The sequence below is a fragment of the Paenibacillus sp. PsM32 genome, assembly GCF_030433815.1.
GTDB classification, from domain to species: domain Bacteria; phylum Bacillota; class Bacilli; order Paenibacillales; family Paenibacillaceae; genus Saccharibacillus; species Saccharibacillus kyungheensis.
In genome coordinates this window covers 148,122-170,180 of sequence record NZ_JARUWY010000001.1, presented here as the reverse complement: position 1 = coordinate 170,180, position 22,059 = coordinate 148,122, and the positions used below count along the sequence as shown (strand labels likewise).

General features: G+C 40.8%; 23 protein-coding genes. 20 read left to right on the top strand and 3 right to left on the bottom strand.

Going from position 1 to position 22,059, the window contains the following annotated elements:
* Window positions 1-312: 312 nt before the first annotated feature.
* Together QCD85_RS00805 and QCD85_RS00800 are read left to right on the top strand one after the other, a co-directional pair.
* Entirely contained in the window at window positions 313-1,812 is a 1,500-nt protein-coding gene (locus QCD85_RS00805; RefSeq protein ID WP_301261358.1) for a tagaturonate reductase, read from the top strand.
* Window positions 1,809-3,317, top strand: a complete 1,509-nt coding sequence (locus QCD85_RS00800; RefSeq protein ID WP_273615728.1) for a UxaA family hydrolase — start codon at window positions 1,809-1,811, stop codon at window positions 3,315-3,317. Before QCD85_RS00805 ends, QCD85_RS00800 begins: the two co-directional genes overlap by 4 nt.
* Before the next feature lie 205 nt (window positions 3,318-3,522).
* Here QCD85_RS00800 and QCD85_RS00795 read toward each other — a convergent pair whose 3' ends face one another.
* Entirely contained in the window at window positions 3,523-5,559 is a 2,037-nt protein-coding gene (locus tag QCD85_RS00795) for a beta-galactosidase (RefSeq protein WP_301261357.1), read from the bottom strand.
* A gap of 111 nt (window positions 5,560-5,670) precedes the next feature.
* Here QCD85_RS00795 and QCD85_RS00790 point away from each other — a divergent pair, with 111 nt between their 5' ends.
* The 4 genes from QCD85_RS00790 to QCD85_RS00775 all read left to right on the top strand — a co-directional run bounded on the left by QCD85_RS00790 (window position 5,671) and on the right by QCD85_RS00775 (window position 9,115).
* Window positions 5,671-6,504: an AraC family transcriptional regulator gene (locus QCD85_RS00790; protein WP_204825023.1), complete on the top strand. Its 834-nt coding sequence runs from the start codon at window positions 5,671-5,673 to the stop codon at window positions 6,502-6,504.
* Window positions 6,505-6,692: 188 nt separating this feature from the next.
* The gene (locus QCD85_RS00785; protein ID WP_301261356.1) at window positions 6,693-7,472 is read left to right on the top strand and encodes an alpha/beta hydrolase; all 780 of its coding nucleotides are present in this window, start codon (window positions 6,693-6,695) and stop codon (window positions 7,470-7,472) included.
* Window positions 7,473-7,526: 54 nt separating this feature from the next.
* On the top strand, window positions 7,527-8,189 hold the full coding sequence (locus QCD85_RS00780; protein ID WP_273615731.1) for an SGNH/GDSL hydrolase family protein: 663 nt from the start codon (window positions 7,527-7,529) through the stop codon (window positions 8,187-8,189).
* Between the two features lie 47 nt (window positions 8,190-8,236).
* Window positions 8,237-9,115: an SMP-30/gluconolactonase/LRE family protein gene (locus tag QCD85_RS00775; protein ID WP_301261944.1), complete on the top strand. Its 879-nt coding sequence runs from the start codon at window positions 8,237-8,239 to the stop codon at window positions 9,113-9,115.
* Window positions 9,116-9,258: 143 nt separating this feature from the next.
* Here the strand turns inward: QCD85_RS00775 and QCD85_RS00770 are convergent, their stop codons facing one another.
* Window positions 9,259-9,435, bottom strand: a complete 177-nt coding sequence (locus tag QCD85_RS00770) for a YjfB family protein (protein WP_069327434.1) — start codon at window positions 9,433-9,435, stop codon at window positions 9,259-9,261.
* 451 nt (window positions 9,436-9,886) lie between these two features.
* Between QCD85_RS00770 and QCD85_RS00765 the strand changes: the two genes are divergently transcribed.
* The 4 genes from QCD85_RS00765 (at window position 9,887) to QCD85_RS00750 (ending at window position 12,727) form a co-directional block, all read left to right on the top strand.
* Window positions 9,887-10,270, top strand: coding sequence for a NucA/NucB deoxyribonuclease domain-containing protein (locus QCD85_RS00765; RefSeq protein ID WP_273616281.1), 384 nt, complete (start codon window positions 9,887-9,889; stop codon window positions 10,268-10,270).
* A 225-nt stretch (window positions 10,271-10,495) separates the two neighbouring features.
* Window positions 10,496-11,101, top strand: coding sequence for a 16S rRNA (guanine(966)-N(2))-methyltransferase RsmD (gene rsmD, locus QCD85_RS00760; RefSeq protein WP_441005599.1), 606 nt, complete (start codon window positions 10,496-10,498; stop codon window positions 11,099-11,101).
* Window positions 11,094-11,609: a pantetheine-phosphate adenylyltransferase gene (coaD, locus tag QCD85_RS00755; protein WP_274170337.1), complete on the top strand. Its 516-nt coding sequence runs from the start codon at window positions 11,094-11,096 to the stop codon at window positions 11,607-11,609. The genes rsmD and coaD overlap by 8 nt, the downstream gene beginning before the upstream one ends.
* A gap of 92 nt (window positions 11,610-11,701) precedes the next feature.
* The gene (locus QCD85_RS00750; RefSeq protein WP_301261354.1) at window positions 11,702-12,727 is read left to right on the top strand and encodes a YlbL family protein; all 1,026 of its coding nucleotides are present in this window, start codon (window positions 11,702-11,704) and stop codon (window positions 12,725-12,727) included.
* 22 nt (window positions 12,728-12,749) lie between these two features.
* Here QCD85_RS00750 and QCD85_RS00745 read toward each other — a convergent pair whose 3' ends face one another.
* The gene (locus QCD85_RS00745; RefSeq protein WP_301261353.1) at window positions 12,750-13,970 is read right to left on the bottom strand and encodes a nucleotidyltransferase; all 1,221 of its coding nucleotides are present in this window, start codon (window positions 13,968-13,970) and stop codon (window positions 12,750-12,752) included.
* Between the two features lie 221 nt (window positions 13,971-14,191).
* Here QCD85_RS00745 and QCD85_RS00740 point away from each other — a divergent pair, with 221 nt between their 5' ends.
* The 10 genes from QCD85_RS00740 to rnc all read left to right on the top strand — a co-directional run bounded on the left by QCD85_RS00740 (window position 14,192) and on the right by rnc (window position 21,997).
* Complete coding sequence (locus tag QCD85_RS00740; RefSeq protein ID WP_301261352.1) at window positions 14,192-14,632, top strand: YceD family protein; 441 nt, start codon at window positions 14,192-14,194, stop codon at window positions 14,630-14,632.
* A 60-nt stretch (window positions 14,633-14,692) separates the two neighbouring features.
* Window positions 14,693-14,866, top strand: a complete 174-nt coding sequence (gene rpmF / locus QCD85_RS00735) for a 50S ribosomal protein L32 (protein ID WP_069327428.1) — start codon at window positions 14,693-14,695, stop codon at window positions 14,864-14,866.
* A gap of 322 nt (window positions 14,867-15,188) precedes the next feature.
* Window positions 15,189-15,785 (top strand): transcription factor FapR, encoded by a 597-nt coding sequence (gene fapR, locus QCD85_RS00730; RefSeq protein ID WP_204824616.1) that lies wholly within the window; start codon window positions 15,189-15,191, stop codon window positions 15,783-15,785.
* On the top strand, window positions 15,769-16,752 hold the full coding sequence (gene plsX / locus QCD85_RS00725) for a phosphate acyltransferase PlsX (protein WP_274170334.1): 984 nt from the start codon (window positions 15,769-15,771) through the stop codon (window positions 16,750-16,752). Before fapR ends, plsX begins: the two co-directional genes overlap by 17 nt.
* A gap of 86 nt (window positions 16,753-16,838) precedes the next feature.
* Entirely contained in the window at window positions 16,839-17,828 is a 990-nt protein-coding gene (locus QCD85_RS00720) for a beta-ketoacyl-ACP synthase III (RefSeq protein WP_273615739.1), read from the top strand.
* A gap of 47 nt (window positions 17,829-17,875) precedes the next feature.
* Window positions 17,876-18,808 carry an ACP S-malonyltransferase gene (gene fabD, locus QCD85_RS00715; protein ID WP_301261351.1) on the top strand — a complete coding sequence of 311 codons (933 nt, stop codon included), beginning with the start codon at window positions 17,876-17,878 and terminating at the stop codon, window positions 18,806-18,808.
* 55 nt (window positions 18,809-18,863) lie between these two features.
* Window positions 18,864-19,613 carry a 3-oxoacyl-[acyl-carrier-protein] reductase gene (gene fabG, locus QCD85_RS00710; protein ID WP_204824612.1) on the top strand — a complete coding sequence of 250 codons (750 nt, stop codon included), beginning with the start codon at window positions 18,864-18,866 and terminating at the stop codon, window positions 19,611-19,613.
* Between the two features lie 83 nt (window positions 19,614-19,696).
* Window positions 19,697-19,930: an acyl carrier protein gene (acpP, locus tag QCD85_RS00705; RefSeq protein ID WP_069327422.1), complete on the top strand. Its 234-nt coding sequence runs from the start codon at window positions 19,697-19,699 to the stop codon at window positions 19,928-19,930.
* A 123-nt stretch (window positions 19,931-20,053) separates the two neighbouring features.
* Window positions 20,054-21,292 carry a beta-ketoacyl-ACP synthase II gene (gene fabF / locus QCD85_RS00700; RefSeq protein WP_273615741.1) on the top strand — a complete coding sequence of 413 codons (1,239 nt, stop codon included), beginning with the start codon at window positions 20,054-20,056 and terminating at the stop codon, window positions 21,290-21,292.
* Window positions 21,293-21,304: 12 nt separating this feature from the next.
* A complete protein-coding gene (gene rnc, locus QCD85_RS00695) occupies window positions 21,305-21,997 on the top strand; it encodes a ribonuclease III (RefSeq protein WP_069327420.1) in 693 nt (230 codons plus the stop codon).
* The last annotated feature ends 62 nt before the right edge of the window (window positions 21,998-22,059 follow it).

Genomic DNA, 22,059 nt, shown 5'->3' with positions numbered 1-22,059 from the left:
AATGTCGAAAAAGTTATCGATATTCGCTATTTTTTTTATGTATAACCAAACCATATGCAGGATATCTATTGTAAAAAAGATATTTCACAATATTTAAATATATTTTATTTGACTATTTTTATTCATTTGATGCTACAATAGGTAGCAAATAAGAGTCATATTTTGTAAAATGTTAACGTGAACAATATTGATACACCAATTTTAGCTATGGACAACGTCATTGTGTATCTTTTAACAAGTGATCTGTATAAAGGCATAACACCCATTTATAAATGAGCAAAAAGAAAATGTATAAAGGAATGGAGGAATACGATGTCGCTAGGAAAATATATGCAACCATTGCGAATTGGAATAAATAGTCAGGATGAACGTCGTAAGATTGAAAATATTCGTCAATTGCCGATCAAAATTTTACAAATAGGAGCAGGTAACTTTTTGAGAGGTTTTTTTGATTGGATGATCTATGAAAGTATTACCCAAGGAAAATACCATGGCAGTATTGCGTTGACTCCACCGACACCGAATGGAGCAGTCAAACTACAACAATTAGCAGAGCAAGATGGATTGTATACCTTAATTACAAGAGGAGTACAACATGGAGAAGTGACCGAGCACCGATCGATTATTCCTGTTTTCAAAACGTTTATCGATCCGTATACCGAATGGGAGCAATTTCTACAGTTAGCTGAATTAGAGTCGCTGGATATTATTATATCGAATACGACAGAAGCAGGATTAACGTATGAACCGATCGATTATATTGCAGGAGAGCCATTACGTAATTATCCTGCACGATTAACTGTATTTTTATATCGAAGATTTCAACATTTTGCAGGAGATTCAAGTCATGGGTTGTTAATTTTACCTTGTGAATTGATTGAAAATAATGGTGATGTACTCAAACAGTATGTGCTTCGTTATGCAGATGACTTTGGATTTGGTGTTGATTTTGTGCAATGGATAGAACAATCACAGCGCTTTTTGAACAATCTTGTTGATCGGATTGTACCGGGGTTGCCACCGGAAGAAGAATATGCACGTTTAGTAGAGCAATACGGATATGAAGATTCATTTATCAATACAGCAGAGCCTTATCATCTGTGGGCGATTCAAGGAGAGCCTGAATTAGATAAAAGGCTACCACTGGCACAGATTGGACTTAATGTACACTGGGTGAAAGATTTACAACCTTTTCAAGAACGTAAAGTACGTATCCTAAATGGAGCTCATACATTAATGACACCTGTTGGTTTATTGTACGGCAAAACCACTGTGCGTGATGTGATGGACGATCCACATCTTAGCCAATGGATGATTTCAACGATTACAGAAGAAGTGATTCCGTCACTGACATTAGATGAGAAAGAGCTACAGTCTTATGCGACAGAAACATTTGAACGCTTCCGTAATCCTTATCTGGAACACCGATTACAAGATATCGCACTGAATAGTCTAAGCAAATTCAAAACAAGAATTTTACCAACATTGAAAGCGTATACAGAAAAATATAATCAACTGCCTGCTGAGATCGTATATTCACTGGCGGCTTTGATCGTATTGTACCGATTACAACCAGCAGAAGAAGGACAACCTCATCAAGCTCAGACATTATCAGGTGCAACACTGACGATCAAAGATAATAGAGAGTATATTCAGCGTCTTGCAGAACATTGGCAACAACCACAGTTATCCGATATTGTGACTTCTATTTTGTCTGATCAGCAGATATGGGAAGAAGATTTAACACAGATTCAAGGATTAGAAGCAGCTATTGTATCAAATATTCATATATTGGAGGAGCAACGGCAATGAATACAATGATAAAAGATTGCATAACGATTCAGAAGCAAGATGATGTTGTGATTGCACTTCGAGATGTGTCACCGGGCGAATCGATTATTTTGGAAAATGGGACTATCCTAAATGTCAGCGATCATATTCCACGTGGTCACAAAATAGCGATACATGATATTGCTCCAGATCAAGATGTGATTAAATATGGATTTTCAATCGGCAAAGCCAAAGAGCGTATTCAACCCGGACAATGGATTCATACGCATAACCTGCGCACAGGCTTAGAAGGCACATTAGATTATCGGTATGAACCTACGCCTAGCTGGAATCCTAATCATGTACCTGAACATTTACAGACATTTGAAGGATATGTACGTGAAAATGGTGAAGTTGGTATTCGTAACGAAATCTGGATTATCAATACAGTGGGTTGTATTAATAAAGTTTGCGAAGCACTAGCGCGTACTGCTCATGCAGATATGCAAGGACGTGTAGAAGGCGTGTATCATTTTCCACATCCATTTGGTTGTTCGCAATTAGGCGATGATCTGGAATATACGAAGCAGTTGTTAGCTTCACTTGTACTTCATCCGAATGCCGCCGGTGTTTTGGTAATTGGATTAGGTTGTGAGAACAATCAGATTGAACAATTTGCCGAAGTTATTCCAGACGAGTATGCTCACAAAGTTCGTTATCTCAAAGCTCAAGAAGAAGATGATGAGATCGAAGCAGGATTGTTACTGTTAGAAGAATTGGTTACTCAAGCAGAACAAATATCGCGTCAACCTGTACCTTTATCCAAATTAAAAATAGGCTTGAAATGTGGAGGCTCGGATGGGTTATCTGGAATTACAGCTAATCCATTAGTCGGTTCTGTAGCCGACCTTATCGTTTCTGCTGGTGGAACAGCTATTTTAACCGAAGTGCCCGAGATGTTCGGTGCAGAGACCATCTTAATGAATCGTGCTCAGACTCCGCAAGTATTTGACGAGTTGGTAGATTTGATTAATGGATTTAAGCAATACTTTGTTAATCATGGTCAAAATATTTACGAAAATCCTTCACCCGGCAACAAAGCTGGAGGGATTACGACACTGGAAGAAAAATCACTAGGTTGTACGCAAAAAGGTGGACACTCCCAAGTCATCGATGTACTAAAATACGGTCAAAGGGTGCATCAGTCTGGATTGAATATTATCGAAGCACCGGGTAATGATCTTGTGTCTGTTACTGCTTTGTCAGCGGCAGGCGCTCATATCGTTTTATTTACAACCGGTAGAGGGACTCCTTTTGGCGGGCCTGTACCGACTATGAAAATTGCTACTCAATCCGATCTAGCCAATCGCAAAAAGCATTGGATCGATTATAATGCAGGTCAATTATTAGAAGGAAAAACGATGGAAGAAGTATCACTTGATCTATTAACATCAATTGTAGATATCGCTTCAGGACGTAAGCAGACCAATAGTGAAAAGCATGGTTTTCGTGAAATTGCTATTTTTAAAGACGGTGTAATTTTATAAAAAAGTGCTGTCTAGTATCTCAAAATAAGCCAGCAAATTCACTCTTCACAATACAAGAAAAACTAGAAATAAGATTGAAAAAAAGCGATACGTAAATGTAATTAAATACATTTTACGTATCGCTTCATTCGTGGTAAAATAAGGATGTTAATCGATTGCTATGTCATATATTACCAATTGAGATTGATATTACTCTAAATTGGTTTTAACTGCTATACGGTGCACTTAGAATCACTGAACCGCGTGCAGGCACTTCAATCGATTGACCCGTATGATCAGGATCGAGCAGATTGGTTACTTGTAGATCGTTCAGTTCTACCGTAGCTGCTTCAGCATTGTGGTTGAGTAAGAAAATGAATTGTTCACCGTTTTTGACACGTCGTCCAGCTTCTACACCGGCTGGAGTATCTAGAACAGGTTGAATTCCTTTTTGATCAGCTACAAATTTCATAAGACCAGCAATAAACGCTTCTTCTCCATCGGAAGCGATATACCATGCTTCTCCTTTGCCGTACGTATTACGGGTAAGCACAGGCATTCCTTTATAAAAGTCATCACCATAGTGGGCAAGAACTTCGGCACCTTCGGTATGAAGCAAATCGCAGAGCATTCCGCATTCATAATCGCCGCTTAGATCACCTAATGATTGATTCATTACAATCTGGTTCCGCATCGTAGGAAGTAGAGCGTCTGTTTCTTCTACCCAGATGCCAAGCAGTTTGCGTAGCTCGCCAGGATAACCACCAAGTGCAACCAGATCACTCTCGCCTACAATGCCGCTAAAGAATGTGGTGACAAATGTGCCTCCATTTTGCGTAAATTGTTCTAGTTTATCGGCTAGACCTGGTTTAACCATGTACAGAACAGGAGCGATGACCAGCTCATATGCGCTAAGATCAGAATCTACGCCAACTACATCGACCTGAATATTACGGTTATAAAAGGCTTTGTAGTATTTATGTATCTGATCTACATATTTGAGCGCAATTGTTGGCCCACTTGATTTCTCAATCGCCCACCAGTTGTCCCAATCAAACAGTATAGCAACTTTGGATTCAATACGCGAATCAAGCAAAGTATCACCCAATGTCTGAAGTTCGCTACCCAGTGCTGCTGTTTCGCAGAAAACACGAGTATTGGAATGACCTACATGTTCAATCACAGCGCCATGGAACTTTTCACATGCGCCTGCTGAACGGCGAAGTTGGAAAAACATAATCGTATCTGCACCATGAGCCACGGCTTGATAGCTCCATAAGCGCATTACACCCGGACGTTTGAGCGAATTGTAAGCTTGCCAGTTTTGTTGACTAGGCGTTTGTTCCATAAGCATAAATGGATCACCATTTTTGATACCACGCATCAGATCATGTGCAAGAGCGGTATAACTTACAGGTGTATCGAGCCCAGGATAGTTATCCCATGAGATAATGTCCATTTGTTTTGCCCATTTAAAATAATCTAAAGGTTTGAAAAAGCCCATCAAGTTTGTCGTAATCAGCGCATCTGGAACAACACTTTTAATCGCATCATACTCTAGTTGATAACATTCGAGCATGCTGTCCGAGTTGAAGCGGGAATAATCAAGAGACATCCCTTGAAAGTTCGTATTATCGTCTCCCCATTCTTCGCTTAGATTACTTGGCAATACAACTTCATCCCAGTCATAGAACGTATGACCCCAGAAAGAAGTGTTCCATGCTGTATTTAATGCATCTAGCGTCTGGTAACGTGTTTTGAGCCAGACACGAAAAGCCCGTTCACAGTTGTCACAATAACAATCGCCACCGTATTCGTTAGATACATGCCAGACCACAATAGCTGGATGATCTTTGTAGCGTTCTGCAAGTCGACTAGCAATCTCTGTCGAGTATTTACGATAAGTTGGACTGTTAGGGCAAGAGTTATGACGCCCACCGAATTTGCGTTTTCTGCCGTCTTTGTCGGTACGTAATACATCAGGATACTTTTTCGCCATCCATGCCGGATGAGCAGCCGTACTTGTGGCAAGGCAGGTATAGATACCGCTTTCATAAAGGCTATCGATTAACTCATCCAACCATTCAAATTGATAATGAACCTCATCGGGTTGATTGCGTGCCCAAGAGAATACATTGACTGTGGCGATATCGATTCCTGCTTGTTTAAATAGTTGTAAATCTTCTTGGTGAGTCTGTTGATCCCATTGCTCAGGATTATAATCACCACCGTAAAAAATTTTAGGAAGTTTGCTGCTAATCATGACTGTCACTCCTTGTATAAGAATAACTCTATAGTAATTCAACTCGTTCCCTTATAAAATATAATAAAATGCGCTTAGTATATAAAAATATGGAGATTGGAAGTGAAAAATATGTACGTAACTATACCTGACCGCCGTTTTTTTACAGAGCTCAGAGACTTACAGTTACCTATTCATATGGAGAGTATCGGGTACAATGCTGATCAAGAATCGATTGATCGTCCAGACGGTTATCCTTGTTATCATTGGATTCAAGCGGTAAATGGAGAAGGCGAGCTTTATTTTGGCGGAACCAGCTATACGGTCAAAGCAGGATCAGGTGTATTACTGGCACCCCGAGATGCTCATGGATATCGTCCAATCAGCGGAGTATGGGAGACAGCTTATTTAACATTTGGCGGGCCGCAATCTCTTGCGATTGTATCTACACTCGGGTTATCACATTCAGCTTATTATGAATGGGATCGTGGATGTGAATTAGAGACTTTTGCTAGTGGTCTATTGGGACAGATTCGTAGTGATCGTGATCTATCCGGTCTGGATACCAGTTCAGATCTATATCGCTTTTTAACATTGCTCAAAAAGCATGGACGTGTAAACAATCTTCCTTCGTTATCGCATACAGTCGAACGACTCAAGCCATTGATGTCATTTATGGAATCTCATTATGACGATCCTAATATCGGGCTTGAAGATATGGCAGATCAAGTAGGCGTAAGTGCAAGGCATTTAAATACATTATTCCGACAGACATTCGGTATGACCGCGTATGCGTATTTTATTTTACTACGTATTCGTAAAGCCAAAGAACTGATGACACTTTATCCACGAATGACGATCAAAGAAGTGGCAGGTCAGGTGGGATTTAGAGATTCCAGTCATTTTGTAGCTACATTCCGTAGATTAGAGGATGTAACGCCTGAACAATTTCGTAATTTGTATTAAATATAACTTCTATTGCATGTAAGTTGGATTGCATGTGAGTTCGAAGCAATCTATAAATGATATTAATATTTGTCTAATCAATGAATCATGAAGCGGATAGGTCCGGTCTGCTTCAATTATTGAGTTGATTTTATTAAGCGCTTACAATATATTGATAACCAGTGTGATATCAGAAAGGGGATGATCAGGTGAGTATAGAAAAGATATGGATTGATGTAGAAGAAGATATAAATACTACAGAAGAAAAAGCTTATTTGGTACCATTTATAGTGGATTCTTCAGATAGTGTGGTTATTGTATTGCCAGGTGGAGGATATGAACATCGTGCAGATCATGAAGGCGCGCCTGTCGCACAGTGGTTAAATGAACATGGTATTTCTGCTTTTGTACTTCATTATCGTTTATCACCGAAACAGCAACGTATTCCGTTAGAAGATGGTAAACGTGCTATTCGTTATATTCGGGCACATGCGGCTGAATATGGAATCGATCCGTCCAAAATAGGGATATTGGGATTTTCAGCAGGAGGTCATTTAGCCGCTATTACCGGTACAGTATATGAAGAACAACCGATAACTGTAGCAGGAATCACTCAATCGATCAGTTCGAGACCGGATGCGATGATTTTGTGCTATCCGGTTATTACGATGAAGCACTACGGGCATGAAGGATCTAGATTAGCTCTTTTGGGATCAGATGCTTCAGAGGAACAGATAGCTGATTATAGTGCAGAGCAACGTGTTACCGCACAGACCCCGCCTGCATTTATCTGGCACAATACAGATGATGATGTAGTACCTGTACAAAATAGTTTGCAGATGGCACTGGCTTTAGAACAGCATCATGTTCCATTTGAATTACATATTTATGAGAGTGGCGGACATGGGCAGGGGCTTGCTTTGGAACACCCAGTTATGGGAAACTGGACCAAGCAATGTATGATTTGGCTTCAACGTCAAGGTTGGTAATCTATACACTAGCCGATGACCCTATTTTTGTCAGTGTAGAGGAGATGGATAGAGATGAAAATTGAAAAAAACAGCACATTATTGATGATTGGTGACTCGGTTACAGATTGTGGACGCGGTCGACCTGTAGGGCAATACTGGGAGATTGGCAATGGGTATGTGTCTTTAGTCGATTCTCTTTTGCAAACGGTTTATCCTGATTATAATATTCGTGTTCTTAATACAGGAACGAGTGGAGATCAAGTCAAACATCTCAAAGAACGCTGGGAAGAAGATGTGTTCAAACATGATCCAGATTGGGTATCTATTATGATCGGGATCAATGATGTATGGAGACAATTCAGTCATCCGCTAGAAACCGATTGGCATGTATATTTAGAAGAATATGAACAGACTTTGCGTGAACTGGTACAACAGACGTTACCGAAAGTAAAAGGATTGGTCTTAATGACTCCTTATTACTTATCGACAACGACTGAAGATCCGATGCGTGCCACAATGGATGTATACGGAGAAGCAGTGAAGCGAATTGCGCAAGAAACAGGAGCGATCTTTGTTGATACTCAAGCTGCTTTTGACGCATTATCCGCTTATGTATATCCAGCTTCATTATCCAATGGATGGGATCATGTTCATCCGAATCAAAATGGACATTTAGTGCTTGCTCGTTCATTCTTGCAAGCTGTTCAATACGATTGGAACCGTTCTACGACATAATGGAAATGTAAGGAGTGATACTTATTAAGACCTATACAGCAAATATCGTGGTCGATGCCAAAGCCAAATTAGGTGAAGGGCCAAGTTGGGATCAATCATTTGGACGATTATTATGGGTAGATATCGAAGGATATCAATTGCATATTTATGATCCATCTACTCAGCAAGATCGTACAGTAGATGTGGGGGAACATATTAGTGCCGTAGTGCCTTATTTGGAAAATGAAGTGATTGTCGCACTGATTAGTGGTCTGTATCGCTTGAATACTCAGACAGGTGAGAAAATCTTGATTCATGATCCTGAAGAAGGTAGACCGGGTAACCGATTTAACGATGGTAAATGCGATCCAGCAGGGCGTTTTCTTGCAGGAACAATGAGTTTGAATGGAGAATCAGAGCAAGGCGCATTTTACAGCTTGAGTACAGAGGGCAATGTTTCTTTGCTGATAGATGAAGTGTCCACGTCTAATGGATTAGCATGGAGTGCAGACCATAGCACTTTATATTATATTGATACACCAACACTTGAAATTGTATCTTTTGATTATGATATGCAAAAAGGTACAATTTCGAACAAACAAGTGATTGCTACATTAGATGAAAGTGAAGGATACCCTGACGGAATGACGATCGATGCAGAAGGTATGTTATGGGTCGCTCGTTGGGGAGGTCAACGTGTCTCACGTATTGATCCAACCAATGGAGAAGTCATAGGTGAAGTATCGTTACCTGTAAATTGTGTGACTTCTTGTGCTTTTGGCGGTGAACATCTGGATGAACTATATATCACTACAGCGCAAGATGATAGCGAAGATCAACCTTTAGCAGGCGGGTTATTTATGGTTAAGCCGGGTGTAAAAGGCATGCCTACTATTGCTTTTAATCAGGGGCAGCGCGCATCTAGTCTTGAGCAATCTATATCGTAATAGTAAATATTCTATAAAAACAGCGCAAAAAGCTTCAATCGATCGAGACTGAAGCTTTTTGCGCTGTTCCCAAGTCTGTGTAACACAGACAAGGCTACATATTCCGCAGAAATAGAAGAAAAGAAAAGTGTTCTTAACTTCTTTTAAGCGCGAATATCTAGTGATCCTCCCAAATTCGGGTGAGGTGCTTGTTTGAGCATTTCTGCCATCTGTTGACCTTGTTGTTCAGCCATGTCTTTAGATAACGAAAGTACTTTGATACCTACAGCTTGCGAAAGCGAGCTTTGGCTCATTGCCGTGGATAATGAAGCGATATCCATGATAGGACCTCCTTTCGTTGCCTTTATTGGATGAGAAGGCATACCTAATATATATCGGACAACTTTTTCAAAATATAAATGAAAAGTATAGAAATTTAATCTTATTTTCAGGCAATCATCAGATTAATTTCATCTGGAGTGGTTAAGATACATGCATACCCCTTTTGAAATAAATATAAATATATACCCTGTCGGTGATCGGCAGGGTTCTTTTTTTGTTTATTTATGTAAGATAAATGTTAACTATATGTAAAGTGTAATCTGAAATGTAGGACATTATTAAATATTACTCACAATTTATGTTTGTTAAATTTACATAAATCTATTTTAAAAATCACAAATGTAAGTTAAAATAATCTCAGTTCTTATATTATTTAAATAAAAAATGGAAGGAAGTTGATGTATGAAAAAGATTTTGTTTACAGCTATGACGTTTATGATGTTGGTTACGATGTCGGTTTTATTTCAAGGCGAGGGCAAAATACATAATACGGTATACGCAGCAGCAGCCTATGATTACACGCTTACTTTTCCAACCAGTCGCTATCCTGAAACAGCAGATCATATCAAAGATGCCATTGCAGATGGACATTCTGATGTCTGTACGATTGATCGTGATGGAGCAGACCAACGACGTGAAGATTCTTTAAAAGGAGTACCTACTAAATCCGGTTATGATCGTGATGAATGGCCAATGGCGATGTGTCTGGAAGGCGGAACAGGAGCAGATATCCGTTATGTGACCCCGTCAGATAATCGTGGAGCAGGTTCTTGGGTCGGCAACCAACTCACCAAATATCCAGATGGAACCAAAGTGAAATTCATAGTGCAATAATCAACTTTAGATGTCATCTGTATACTTATTTTAAAATACAAAAAGTCCCTACAGTCATTGTAGGGGCTTTTCAATTTATATATCGCTATATCTATTACTATATTTATCCTGCTGATCTAAGCTTAGGATACATTCCTTTTGAACCATAGACATGATATGATACGATAGCTTTGTACATCGTAGAACTAACATATGAGGCAAAAATAGACTGTGCTACGAAATATTATAAAGACAGGTGAGCGTAAGATGAGAGTCATATCAGGTAGTGCCAAAGGACGTCCATTAAAAGCTGTACCCGGTAATGGGACACGTCCGACAACAGATAAAGTTAAAGAATCAATTTTTAGTATTATTGGACCTTATTTTGATGGTGGTAAAGTATTAGACCTTTTTGCAGGTACAGGCGGTCTGGGGATCGAAGCACTCAGCCGTGGTATAGAGCAAGGGGTATTTATAGATTTGGAACATAAAAGTATCGAAGTCATTCGTGGCAATCTGCAAGCCACAGGGTTAACGGAACAAGCGGAAGTGTACCGTAATGAAGCAGGACGTGCGCTCAAAGTATTAGCCAAGCGCGAAGCTACATTTGATCTCGTTTTTCTCGATCCTCCTTATAAAATGAAAAATGGTATTGAACTGATGAACGAAATGCATGAACGTGGATTGTTAGCGCCAGCCGCCACGATTGTTTTGGAATATGAGTCAGGTCATGATTATCCACAAGAAGTAGAACATTTTGCAGGTATTCGTCATGCAGTATATGGAGAAACCGCGATTAATGTATACGAATATGAGCCACAACAACAGGGAGGACAACCATCTCATGAGTGAACATATCACCAAGTCCCATCTAGCCGTATATCCAGGCAGTTTTGACCCTGTTACGATGGGACATATGGATATTATTCATCGCGCTGCTAAACAGTTCGATCATCTGGTTGTAGCCGTTCTAAACAATATGAGCAAAAAGCCCTTATTTAGTGTAGAAGAACGGGTCGAATTGTTAAAAGAAGTTACTGCCGATCTACCCAATGTGACGATTGAAAGTTTTCGTGATCTGTTAGCGAATTACATACGTGAACGTCAAGCACAGGTGATTGTACGCGGTATTCGTTCAGTGACTGATTTTGAGTATGAATTACAGATGGCTTCAATCAATCGTGAACTCAATCCGGATGCAGAAACAATTTTTATGATGACCAATCCGAAATATTCTTATTTAAGTTCTAGCGTGGTCAAAGAGATTGCTCGCTTTAATGGAAAAGTATCTGACTTTGTACCTCCTATTATAGAGCAACATTTAAAGCAAAAATTCAGTCAAGGACCGGATAGCGAGTAACTAGATTGCCAATATGGAATTGAAAACATAAGCATGGGATAATAAGAGTAGCCATGAATATAGGCTGTAAAAGAATCAAAGGAGCGAAAACCATGCCTGGCCGATTATTAAAATCCCCGATGAGTCGCAAACAATCTTTGTTGTATATCATCTGTGTTGTTATTCTTGTGTATGTGCTTGTGTATATGCCAACACCTTATATGATCAATGGACCTGGTAGCGCAGATGAACTGAAGCCGATTGTCAGTGTGACAGGTGGACAGAACGATGAAAAAGGAACATTTATGCTAACGACTATCTCTGTAACGTATGCTAATACAGCGATGCTGATTGCTTCTTTGTTTGATTCTAACGAAGAAATTGTCCGCAAAACGATCCAGAGTAATCGTGCTGAATACGAAGCAGAGCAGTTGTATTACATGAGTAGTTCACAATCTTATGCGATCGCTGCTGCCTACAAAAAAGCAGGTATTCCTTATCGTGTACAGCCGCAATATGTATTTGTGGTCAGTGTACCGGATACCAATACAACGATTCATGCAGGAGACAAATTCGTCTCTATCGATGGTCAATCGATTACTTCTTTTGAACAGTTGGAACAAGTCTTAAAAACTAAAAAAGACGGTCAGCAAGTGAAAGTGGTGCTAGAACGTGCAGGCTCTCAAGTCACCGAACAAATTGGACTAACCCAATTTAAAGATAGTCAGGGACAAACACGTGTCGGATTTGGCGTGTCGATCGGAGAAGTGCAAAAAATTGCGCCTGAGGATGCCAGACATGAAGTCAATTTTGCCAATACGAATATCGGTGGGCCTTCGGCTGGATTGATGTTTACTTTAGAAATCTATAATCAATTAACAGCAGGGGATTTGACCCGAGGACATCGTATTGCAGGTACAGGAACGATTAATCCTCAAGGTCAAGTGGGAGAAATTGGTGGTGTTCAGCACAAAGTAGTCGCTGCTCAGCAAGCAGGAGCTACTATTTTTCTAGTGCCTCAAGGTAATTATGCAGATGCCAAAGCACAGTTATCCAAAATGAAATCCTCTATGCAATTGATTCCTGTCAGTACTTTGGATGATGCACTCAAAGCGTTAGATACATTATCTACTTCGTAATATTAATTTGGATTGTACATGTCTATACTCTTATCGGAGAACGTTGATAATCCGAATATAAATAAGAAGATTGTTGCGCCGCAAAGCAAGAAGCTTGAATCGCGGAAGCACGAATATCTAGTTCCATATGAGGATGATCGGTATCTGTTGGTCGTGTAATCACCGGCAGAGAAGCGGTCTTTTTCATTTGCCGTAATAATTCTCTACCTGTATCGGTAAAGCCTAGTACACGAATATAGCCGGGTCCTTTTTTCAAATTAGCAGTATTTAATACAGATGTCGTATGACCTAATAGCAAGTGAGCGATAAGCCGTTGTAATCGGGTATACGTATAACGTTTGGTTTTGAGTGCTGTAATCAGATCGGTAATACTGCAATTTTGCAAAGTACGTAATATTTTTTTGAAGCGGTATTCCAAGCCTTCACTCATATCGTAATACTGTGCCAATTGTTCAGGTGAATGAGTTGTAATCATTTGAAATAAAGATTGCCATAGTTGATTAAGCTCTACAGCACCTCGTCCTGCTGCAACTTCCCGCTGAATAATACTCATCGTAGTCTCTGGCAAATACGAAGAGGCTTGCTGATCATTATTAAGAAGTAACTGACGTACCGCTGTAGCACTGGCAATTTGATGATGAGTCGGTTGCAGATCATGATACTGAGATTGTTCGCGCTGGATCGTAGCAGGAACAATCGAACTATGTAGACGATTAAGCGCAATAATATATTGAAGTCCGAGTGTATTATTAGGTTGTGCTAACAAAGATGCGGCTTGATCTGGTATACTATAGAGACGGGCTACTGCTTGACCAAGCGCTCGAGGATAGCTTATGCCTTCTTTCAGACTATTCTGTATCAACAGGCGCAGTTCAGGTGATTCATTCGTTAGCAGGTCAGCTAAAGCCTGTAATTGGGAGAGCGAACCAGACTCACTGCCGAATACGAGTGAATGTACGATTCCAGTATGTTCAAGAAGTGATACAGCTCCATAAGCGAACCATTCAGCAGGTTGTACCGTATAAGCAGAAGGCAGTTCGATCACTAGATCGCAACCAGCTTGTAATGCCATTTCTGTGCGTGACCATTTGTCAAAAATAGCCGGCTCACCACGTTGTGTGAAGCCACCGCTCATCACAGCTACAATAGCATCAGCTTGTGTATGTTCGCGCGTTTTTTGCAAATGAAGTAAATGTCCGTAATGAAGCGGGTTGTATTCAACAATAATTCCTGCGACTTTCATAGGTAGGCTCCTTTATCAAATTTCAAGCTTTCAGATCGAATATAGGTATAAGTATAAACGAAAATAGGTGTTAACCAAAATACCTTAACAAATATTCATTGACAAAGCTTGCGTATAATCGGTATAATAATTTTTGTTTGTTTGGAGTGATAATGATGCAATTTCAATTTAGAAAATTGGCGCAAAGCGATCAACCGATAGAGTTTCATGACACGCTTGACATGAGTTCCATTTTAAAGGAACATAGCGATGTTCTGTCTTATACACCTCTCCAAGTAGATGTGAAAGCGGCGCAAAGAGTCAATGAAGTGGTTGATGTACAAGGAACACTGAAACTTGACTTACAGATGGCGTGTATACGTTGTCTGAAGCCTGTGGATTTGAACTTACAGTTCAAGATTCAGGAAGAATTCAAGCATGGTGAAGAACCAGAAGATGTAGCAGAAGACGACGATACGCTGTATGTGAATACAGATACTGTTGACCTAGCTCCATATATGGAACAAGCTGCTGTACTTGAACTTCCACCTGGAGTATTATGCAGTGAAGACTGCAAAGGTCTTTGCCCGACATGCGGAGTCAACCTGAACGAGCAGGATTGCGGTTGTGACAACACACCTATCGATCCTAGAATGGCAGGACTCAAAGATTTCTTTAAGTGATTTAATGATCATGTAATATGTTCATTGGATAAGATTGATTAGATGAAGGAGGTGGGAACAATGGCAGTACCTCAACGGAGAACTTCCAAAACACGTCGTGACAAACGTCGTACACATTTTAAATTGGCAGTACCTGGTTTGGTGAAATGCGAGCAATGCGGAGAAATGAAATTGGCTCACCGCGTTTGCAAAGTATGCGGAACATACAAATCAAGAGAGATTATCAAACAATAGTCTTTCACAAAGGTAGTACTTCATCTTTTGGTGAAGTACTATTTTTTTGTATGTAGACTTTTATCTATACAACACAATGTTCACAGAAAAAAGAAGTTTGGAGTATAACCTAGACCAGGCACTTTCTTTTTGGTGCAATATGCTTTATACTACATTCTTAGTACCAGGTTCTAAAAAATGAATAACAACTAAAACCACATAGGTTTACATATATTATGAATTGTAATAAACAATATAGAGATTATAGTTGGTATGTTCTATAACTATGCTAAATCTGTGTGCGATATGCGTAACACCAAGGAGGTGCGTAGCCATCGAACGTTTGCCCAAACGGCAGCGACAACAACGGCTCGTGAAGATTATCGAAGAGAATCCGTTTGTGACTGATCAAGAATTAACCAGACAACTAAAAGTCAGTATTCAGACGATTCGTCTGGATCGAATGGAACTCGGAATACCGGAGTTGCGCGAGCGAATGAAGTTGATGGCTGAGCGCTCCTACGATCAGGTAAAATCACTTCCTCTAGATGAAGTCATCGGAGATGTTGTTGATCTGCAACTCGACAAAAGCGGAATTTCAATTTTTGAAATTCGTGAAGAACATATATTTTCTCGTACACAGATTGCACGTGGACATCATATTTTTGCACAGGCGAATTCATTAGCAGTAGCGGTTATTAACGATGCGATTGCTTTGACAGCATCGGCAGATATTCGTTTTGTTCGTTCGGTTCATCTAGGTGAAAAATGTATTGCCAAAGCATATGTACAATCAAACCCTTCACGCAAAGGAAAAGCTAAAGTAGAAGTGCTGACCTATGTTGGTGAAGAAATGGTATTTCAAGGAAACTTTACGATCTATCGATCAGACGGTGAAGAACAGCATGAAGGAGGAGTAGATCATGATAATCGCCATTGATGCGATGGGCGGAGATCACGCTCCAGACAGCAATGTATTAGGTGGGCTAGAAGCCGCCAAAGAATGGCAAGATACCGAGATCATTCTAGTAGGAGACGAATCCCGTATCCGAGCATTACTTACAGAGATTCCATCCAATTTAAAAATAGTACATACGACTGAAATCATTGAAGCTGAAGATGAGCCTGTCAAAGCAGTTCGTCGCAAAAAAGACGCTTCGATGGTGGTAGCAGGTCGTATGGTCAAAGAAGGCAATGCTCAAGCGATGATCTCAGCAGGGAATACAGGTGCACTGATGACAACAGGTTTATTGGTTGTCGGTCGTATCAAGGGCATCGAGCGTCCTGCGCTGGCACCTATGATTCCAACGATTGATGATGGCGGTACACTGGCGCTTGATCTTGGAGCCAATATGGATGCGAAGCCAGAACATCTAGCTCAGTACGCGCTAATGGGGAGCATTTACAGAGATAAAGTTCATGGCATTTCTAACCCGCGTGTCGGATTATTAAACGTAGGTACAGAAGCGAACAAAGGAAATGAATTAACCAAAGAAGCGTATCCGTTACTAGAAGCATTACCTATTAATTTTGTAGGCAATGTAGAAGCACGTGATGTACTTAATGGTGTATGCGATGTGTTGGTCTGTGATGGTTTTGCAGGAAATATTATGTTAAAGTCACTTGAAGGTACAGCATCGGCTATGTTCTCGCTGCTCAAGCAACAATTTAGCAAGTCGCTAAAAACGAAGATTGGAGCAGCATTATTGATGCCTGAACTTCGCGGTCTAAAAAGCAAGCTGGATTACAAAGAGCACGGAGGCGCTCCTCTGCTAGGATTGAACGGGCTTGTTCTCAAAAGTCATGGTTCATCTGATGCCGGAGCCATTAAGCATGCTGTTCGTCAAGCTAGAATAGCGATCAGCAATCAGTTAGTTGAAAATATATCTAAAGAAGTTATACAATAAGCATCTTGCGTCATGTTTTATCCATCCCCACCGTAATGACATGGAATGAAAACGATGAGGAAATTAGTGGGAAGAGAGTGACACCAATGATTAATGTTTTACCTATCGGAATTATCGGAACAGGAAAATATGTTCCTGAAAAAATATTAACAAATGCTGATCTTGAAAAAATGGTAGAAACGAATGACGAATGGATTGTCAGTCGTACAGGTATTCGTGAACGTCATATTGCAGCTCCTGAGCAAGCAACTTCTGATTTGGCGTATGAAGCAGCCCTCAAAGCATTAGAATCAGCAGGTATGGATGCAACAGAATTGGATTTGATTGTTGTAGCTACGATTACACCGGATACTTTTTTCCCGTCAACCGCTTGTATTTTGCAAGATAAATTAGGTGCAAAAAACGCGGCGGCTTTTGATTTATCAGCAGCTTGTTCTGGATTTGTCTATTCATTAGCATCTGCAACGAGTATGTTGCAAATGGGTTTATATAAAAATGCGCTTGTTATTGGAGCAGATACACTATCTCGTATTACAGATTATACAGATCGTAACACTTGTGTATTGTTCGGTGATGGTGCTGGAGCAGTTATTATCGGCGAAGTAGGCGAAGGTCGTGGTTTCAAATCATTCGATCTAGGTGCTGAAGGTTCTGGTGGCGAGTTGTTGACGATGCCAGCCGGTGGTTCACGTTTGCCAGCTTCAACAGAAACGTTAAGCAATAATCAACATTACATTCGTATGGGTGGACGTGAAGTATTCAAATTTGCTGTTCGTGTTATGGGTTCAGCAACAGATGAAGTCCTTCGCAAAGCTGGAATGACCAAAGACGATATCGATATCTTAATTCCGCATCAAGCGAATATTCGTATTATTCAATCTGCAATGAATCGTCTGGAGTTATCAGAAGATCGTGTCATGATTAATGTAGACAAATACGCGAATACATCAGCGGCTTCGATTCCGCTTGCATTGGTAGAAGCGGTAGAATTAGGACGTATCAAAGAAGGCGACCGTGTAGTCATGGTTGGCTTTGGTGGCGGTCTGACTTGGGGCGCATCCGTATTAGTCTGGTAATGATATATAATTGGACGAGTAGAAGTAATAGGGAGGAGATTATTCCTATGGGTAAAATAGCATTTGTATTTCCAGGTCAAGGTGCGCAAAAAGTAGGTATGGCAAAAGATGTACATGATGCATTACCTCAAGCCGCACAATTATTCAAAACAGCTGATCAAACACTAGGCTTTAGTATCAGCGAGCTTGCTTTTGAAGGACCGGAAGAGCAATTGAAACAAACAGCGAATACACAACCTGCTTTGTTAACAGCTAGTATCGCTTTACTGGAAGCTTTGAAATCTAAAAATATTACACCTGATTATGTAGCAGGACATAGTCTTGGTGAGTATAGCGCTCTTGTAGCAGCTAATGCTTTAGATTTTGAAGAAGCGGTGGCGATTGTTCGTGCACGCGGACAATTTATGGAACAAGCCGTACCATCCGGTCAAGGAGCTATGGCAGCCGTACTTGGAGCAGAACGTGAACCTTTAGCCGCATTATGTGCTGAAATTTCGGCTACAGGGCATGCTGTTGAACTTGCGAATGTGAACTGTCCTGGACAGATTGTAGTATCCGGTTCGGTAGAAGGTGTTAACGCTGTATCTGCAAAAGTCAAAGAAATTGGTGGTAAGCGCGCGATCATGCTTGAAGTCAGTGGGCCTTTCCATTCTTCATTGATGAGGTCAGCAGCAGATCAATTGTCTGAGCGTTTGCAGTCGGTATCTTTCCGCGATGCTACAGTGCCTGTAGTAGCGAACGTCACAGCAACAACCGTTACCACAGCAAGCGAGATTCAAGCATTACTGGTAGAACAGGTATACTCTCCTGTATTATGGGAAGATAGTGTTCGCTTTCTGATCAATGAAGGGGTGGATACTTTTATCGAAATTGGTCCTGGGAACGTATTGACAGGATTGATCAAAAAAATAGATAAAAATGTACGCTTGATTAATATAAGCAGTCTGGAAAGTATAGAAGCACTTCAAGTGGAAGTATAATCTTCCCTCCAGAAGCCGGATCAGATGATTCATTTGAAAAGGAGATGCGTATGTTATGAGTAAGCCACTTCAAGGACAAGCTGCTTTGGTTACAGGAGCTTCACGAGGAATAGGTCGTAGTATTGCGCTTGCACTAGCAGAAGCTGGAGCAGATATCGCAGTTAACTATGCAGGTAGTGAAGATGCTGCTAACGAAACAGTACGTCTGATCGAAGAATTAGGTGTCAAAGCTTTTGCAGTTCGCGCCAATGTAGGTATTGCTGCAGAAGCAGAAGCGATGGTCAAACAAGTTAATGAAACATTTGGTAAAATCGACATTTTGATTAATAATGCAGGTATTACCCGTGATAACCTGATCATGCGAATGAAAGAAGACGAATTTGATCAAGTGATTGAGACGAACCTCAAAGGCGTATTCAATTGCCTCAAAGCGGTGACTCGTCCCATGATGAAACAACGTTACGGTCGCATTATTAATATTTCTTCTGTAGTTGGTGTACTGGGTAACCCTGGTCAAGCTAACTATGTCGCAGCCAAAGCAGGTGTGATTGGTTTAACCAAAGCATCGGCAAAAGAATTAGCTTCACGTGGCATCACAGTGAATTGTGTGGCGCCCGGATTTATTGCAACAGATATGACGGATGAACTGAGTGAAGAACTGCGTAACAAAATGCTAGAAGGGATTCCGCTTGCACGTCTCGGTCAGCCCGAGGAAATTGCATCGGTTGTTTCTTTCCTGGTATCACCAGCAGCTTCTTACATGACAGGACAGACGCTTCATGTGGATGGCGGTATGTACATGTAAAAGAAGTACAATATCCCTTTTATGGATATGTGGCTTTTTGCGTGTGATTTTCGTATAATACTTTGGAAGAGGAGGTGAAACGGATGTCTGATGTTTTGGATCGTGTAAAACGCATCGTTATTGACCGTTTGGGAGCTGACGAAGCTGAAATTAAATTAGAATCATCTTTTAAAGATGATCTTGGAGCAGATTCGCTTGATGTAGTGGAACTGGTTATGGAATTGGAAGATGAGTTTGACTTGGAAATTTCTGACGAAGATGCGGAGAAAATTACGACCGTAGGTGAAGTTGTAACTTACATACAATCTCATACCTAAGGCTTAACAAAAGTCCCGTTACCTGCTTGTTAGCGGGCCGGGACTTCTCCTCATTTTGGCGTCTTTTGTCTTTTGGATGGAACAAAAAATATACACATGCAGTCGATATAGAGGTGAATGTGTTTGAAGCATAGAGTAGTAATTACAGGCTTGGGAGTTATGACTTCCCTTGGTAAAGATAAAGATACATTTTGGAATAATATTATTACCGGTCAATCCGGTGTAAGTACCATTGAAAGTTTTGATGTCAGTGGCTATCCTACGCAAATTGCTGCCGAAGTCAAAGACTTCAATGCAGAAGATTATATGGAACGCAAAGAAGCGCGCAAAATGGATCGTTTTGTTCAATTTGCAGAAGCAGCAACTGTAGAAGCATTAAAAGACAGTAAGCTTAATATTGCAGAAGATACTGATCCTGAACGTGTAGGGGTTATTATCGGATCTGGTATTGGTGGTCTAGGAACGTTTGAAGATCAACATGCTATTCTGATGCAAAAAGGACCAAAACGGATTAGTCCATTCTTTATTCCAATGATGATCGCTAATATGGCTTCTGGTCATGTGTCTATTCTTCACGGCGCAAAAGGACCAAACTTGGCTCCTGTAAGTGCTTGTGCAAGTGGTAGTCATGCGATTGGAGATTCATTTAAGTTTATTCGTGATGGTGAAGCAGACGTTATGATCACTGGTGGTGCTGAAGCAACGATTCGTCCTTCGGGATTGGGTGGTTTCTGTGCGATGCGTGCGATGTCTACACGCAACGATGAAGCAACAACAGCAAGTCGTCCGTTTGATACCGGTCGTGATGGATTTGTAATGGGTGAAGGTTCAGGAATCATGATTCTTGAATCGTTGGAACATGCTCAAAAGCGTGGTGCTCATATCTATGCTGAAGTAATCGGTTATGGATTAAGCGCAGATGCTCATCATATGACAGAGCCTGATCCTGATGGCCCAGCTCGTTGTATGAAAATGGCAATTCGCAGTGCAGGAATTACACCGGAAGATATTGATTATATCAATGCTCATGGTACATCTACTCCTGTAGGCGATAAGTCCGAAACGAAAGCAATCAAATTGGCATTAGGCGATCATGCGTATAACATCGCTGTAAGTTCGACCAAGTCGATGACAGGTCATTTATTAGGAGCAGCTGGTGGTATCGAAGCTGTAATCTGTGCACTATCTTTAGAAAATCAGATTATTGCTCCAACGATCAATTTGCATGATCAAGATCCTGAATGTGATTTAGACTATGTGCCGAATGAAGCGCGTAAAGCAGATTTGAATGTAGTAATGTCCAACTCTTTTGGATTCGGGGGGCACAATGCCTCAATCATCCTGAAGAAATTTGAAGTGTAAGGAGTCAGTTTCTTGAACGGAGATGTGAAACAGCTACAACAGCAAATTCAAATCCAATTTCAAAACCGTCAATTGCTCAAACAGGCGTTCACTCATGCTTCTTATGTGAATGAACATCGGTTTAGTCAGCATCAAGATAATGAGCGTCTCGAATTTTTGGGCGATGCGGTTTTGGAATTGACAGTGTCGGAGTACCTGTACAATGCATATCCTGAGCGTCCTGAAGGTGAACTTACGAAATTGCGTGCAGCGATTGTATGCGAACCTTCGTTAGTGAAATTTGCAGAAGCGCTCGACTTTGGCAGATACGTTTTGCTTGGCAAAGGAGAAGAATTGACAGGCGGACGTCAGCGTCCAGCACTGCTCGCTGATGTTTTTGAATCTTTTATTGGAGCATTATATCTGGATCAAGGCTTAGAAGCTGTGAAGTCTTTTCTAAACGCACATGTATTCTCAGGCATTTCTCCAGGTGGGCAGTTCCAGATGATGGACTTCAAGACCGAGCTTCAGGAATTAACTCAGCATCACAATATGGGAGTACTGGAGTATCGTATTATTGAAGAGAAAGGCCCTGCACATGAGCGGGAGTTTGTCTCGGAAGTATGTATGGGAGAAGAGAGTTTAGGTCAGGGAGCCGGGCGTTCTAAAAAAGAAGCAGAGCAACGGGCAGCTGCCGCGGCATTGAATCGGTTGAAGTTGAAATAACCGTTCTCTTTTCTGACAATTACAGGACAAACAAAGAGCAAAGAGCAGTCACAGCCAGCTTG

Excerpts from the sequence above, each read along its gene's own strand:
- QCD85_RS00805 (WP_301261358.1), top strand. The coding sequence starts at position 313 with ATGTCGCTAGGAAAATATATGCAACCATTGCGAATTGGAATAAATAGT.
- rpmF (WP_069327428.1), top strand. The coding sequence starts at position 14,693 with ATGGCAGTACCTCAACGGAGAACTTCCAAAACACGTCGTGACAAACGT.
- QCD85_RS00740 (WP_301261352.1), top strand. The coding sequence starts at position 14,192 with ATGAGTTCCATTTTAAAGGAACATAGCGATGTTCTGTCTTATACACCT.
- QCD85_RS00790 (WP_204825023.1), top strand. The coding sequence starts at position 5,671 with ATGTACGTAACTATACCTGACCGCCGTTTTTTTACAGAGCTCAGAGAC.
- QCD85_RS00795 (WP_301261357.1), bottom strand. The coding sequence starts at position 5,559 with ATGATTAGCAGCAAACTTCCTAAAATTTTTTACGGTGGTGATTATAAT.
- fabD (WP_301261351.1), top strand. The coding sequence starts at position 17,876 with ATGGGTAAAATAGCATTTGTATTTCCAGGTCAAGGTGCGCAAAAAGTA.
- fabG (WP_204824612.1), top strand. The coding sequence starts at position 18,864 with ATGAGTAAGCCACTTCAAGGACAAGCTGCTTTGGTTACAGGAGCTTCA.
- acpP (WP_069327422.1), top strand. The coding sequence starts at position 19,697 with ATGTCTGATGTTTTGGATCGTGTAAAACGCATCGTTATTGACCGTTTG.
- QCD85_RS00800 (WP_273615728.1), top strand. The coding sequence starts at position 1,809 with ATGAATACAATGATAAAAGATTGCATAACGATTCAGAAGCAAGATGAT.
- QCD85_RS00750 (WP_301261354.1), top strand. The coding sequence starts at position 11,702 with ATGCCTGGCCGATTATTAAAATCCCCGATGAGTCGCAAACAATCTTTG.
- QCD85_RS00745 (WP_301261353.1), bottom strand. The coding sequence starts at position 13,970 with ATGAAAGTCGCAGGAATTATTGTTGAATACAACCCGCTTCATTACGGA.
- plsX (WP_274170334.1), top strand. The coding sequence starts at position 15,769 with ATGATAATCGCCATTGATGCGATGGGCGGAGATCACGCTCCAGACAGC.
- QCD85_RS00720 (WP_273615739.1), top strand. The coding sequence starts at position 16,839 with ATGATTAATGTTTTACCTATCGGAATTATCGGAACAGGAAAATATGTT.
- coaD (WP_274170337.1), top strand. The coding sequence starts at position 11,094 with ATGAGTGAACATATCACCAAGTCCCATCTAGCCGTATATCCAGGCAGT.
- QCD85_RS00765 (WP_273616281.1), top strand. The coding sequence starts at position 9,887 with ATGTCGGTTTTATTTCAAGGCGAGGGCAAAATACATAATACGGTATAC.
- QCD85_RS00770 (WP_069327434.1), bottom strand. The coding sequence starts at position 9,435 with ATGGATATCGCTTCATTATCCACGGCAATGAGCCAAAGCTCGCTTTCG.
- QCD85_RS00780 (WP_273615731.1), top strand. The coding sequence starts at position 7,527 with ATGAAAATTGAAAAAAACAGCACATTATTGATGATTGGTGACTCGGTT.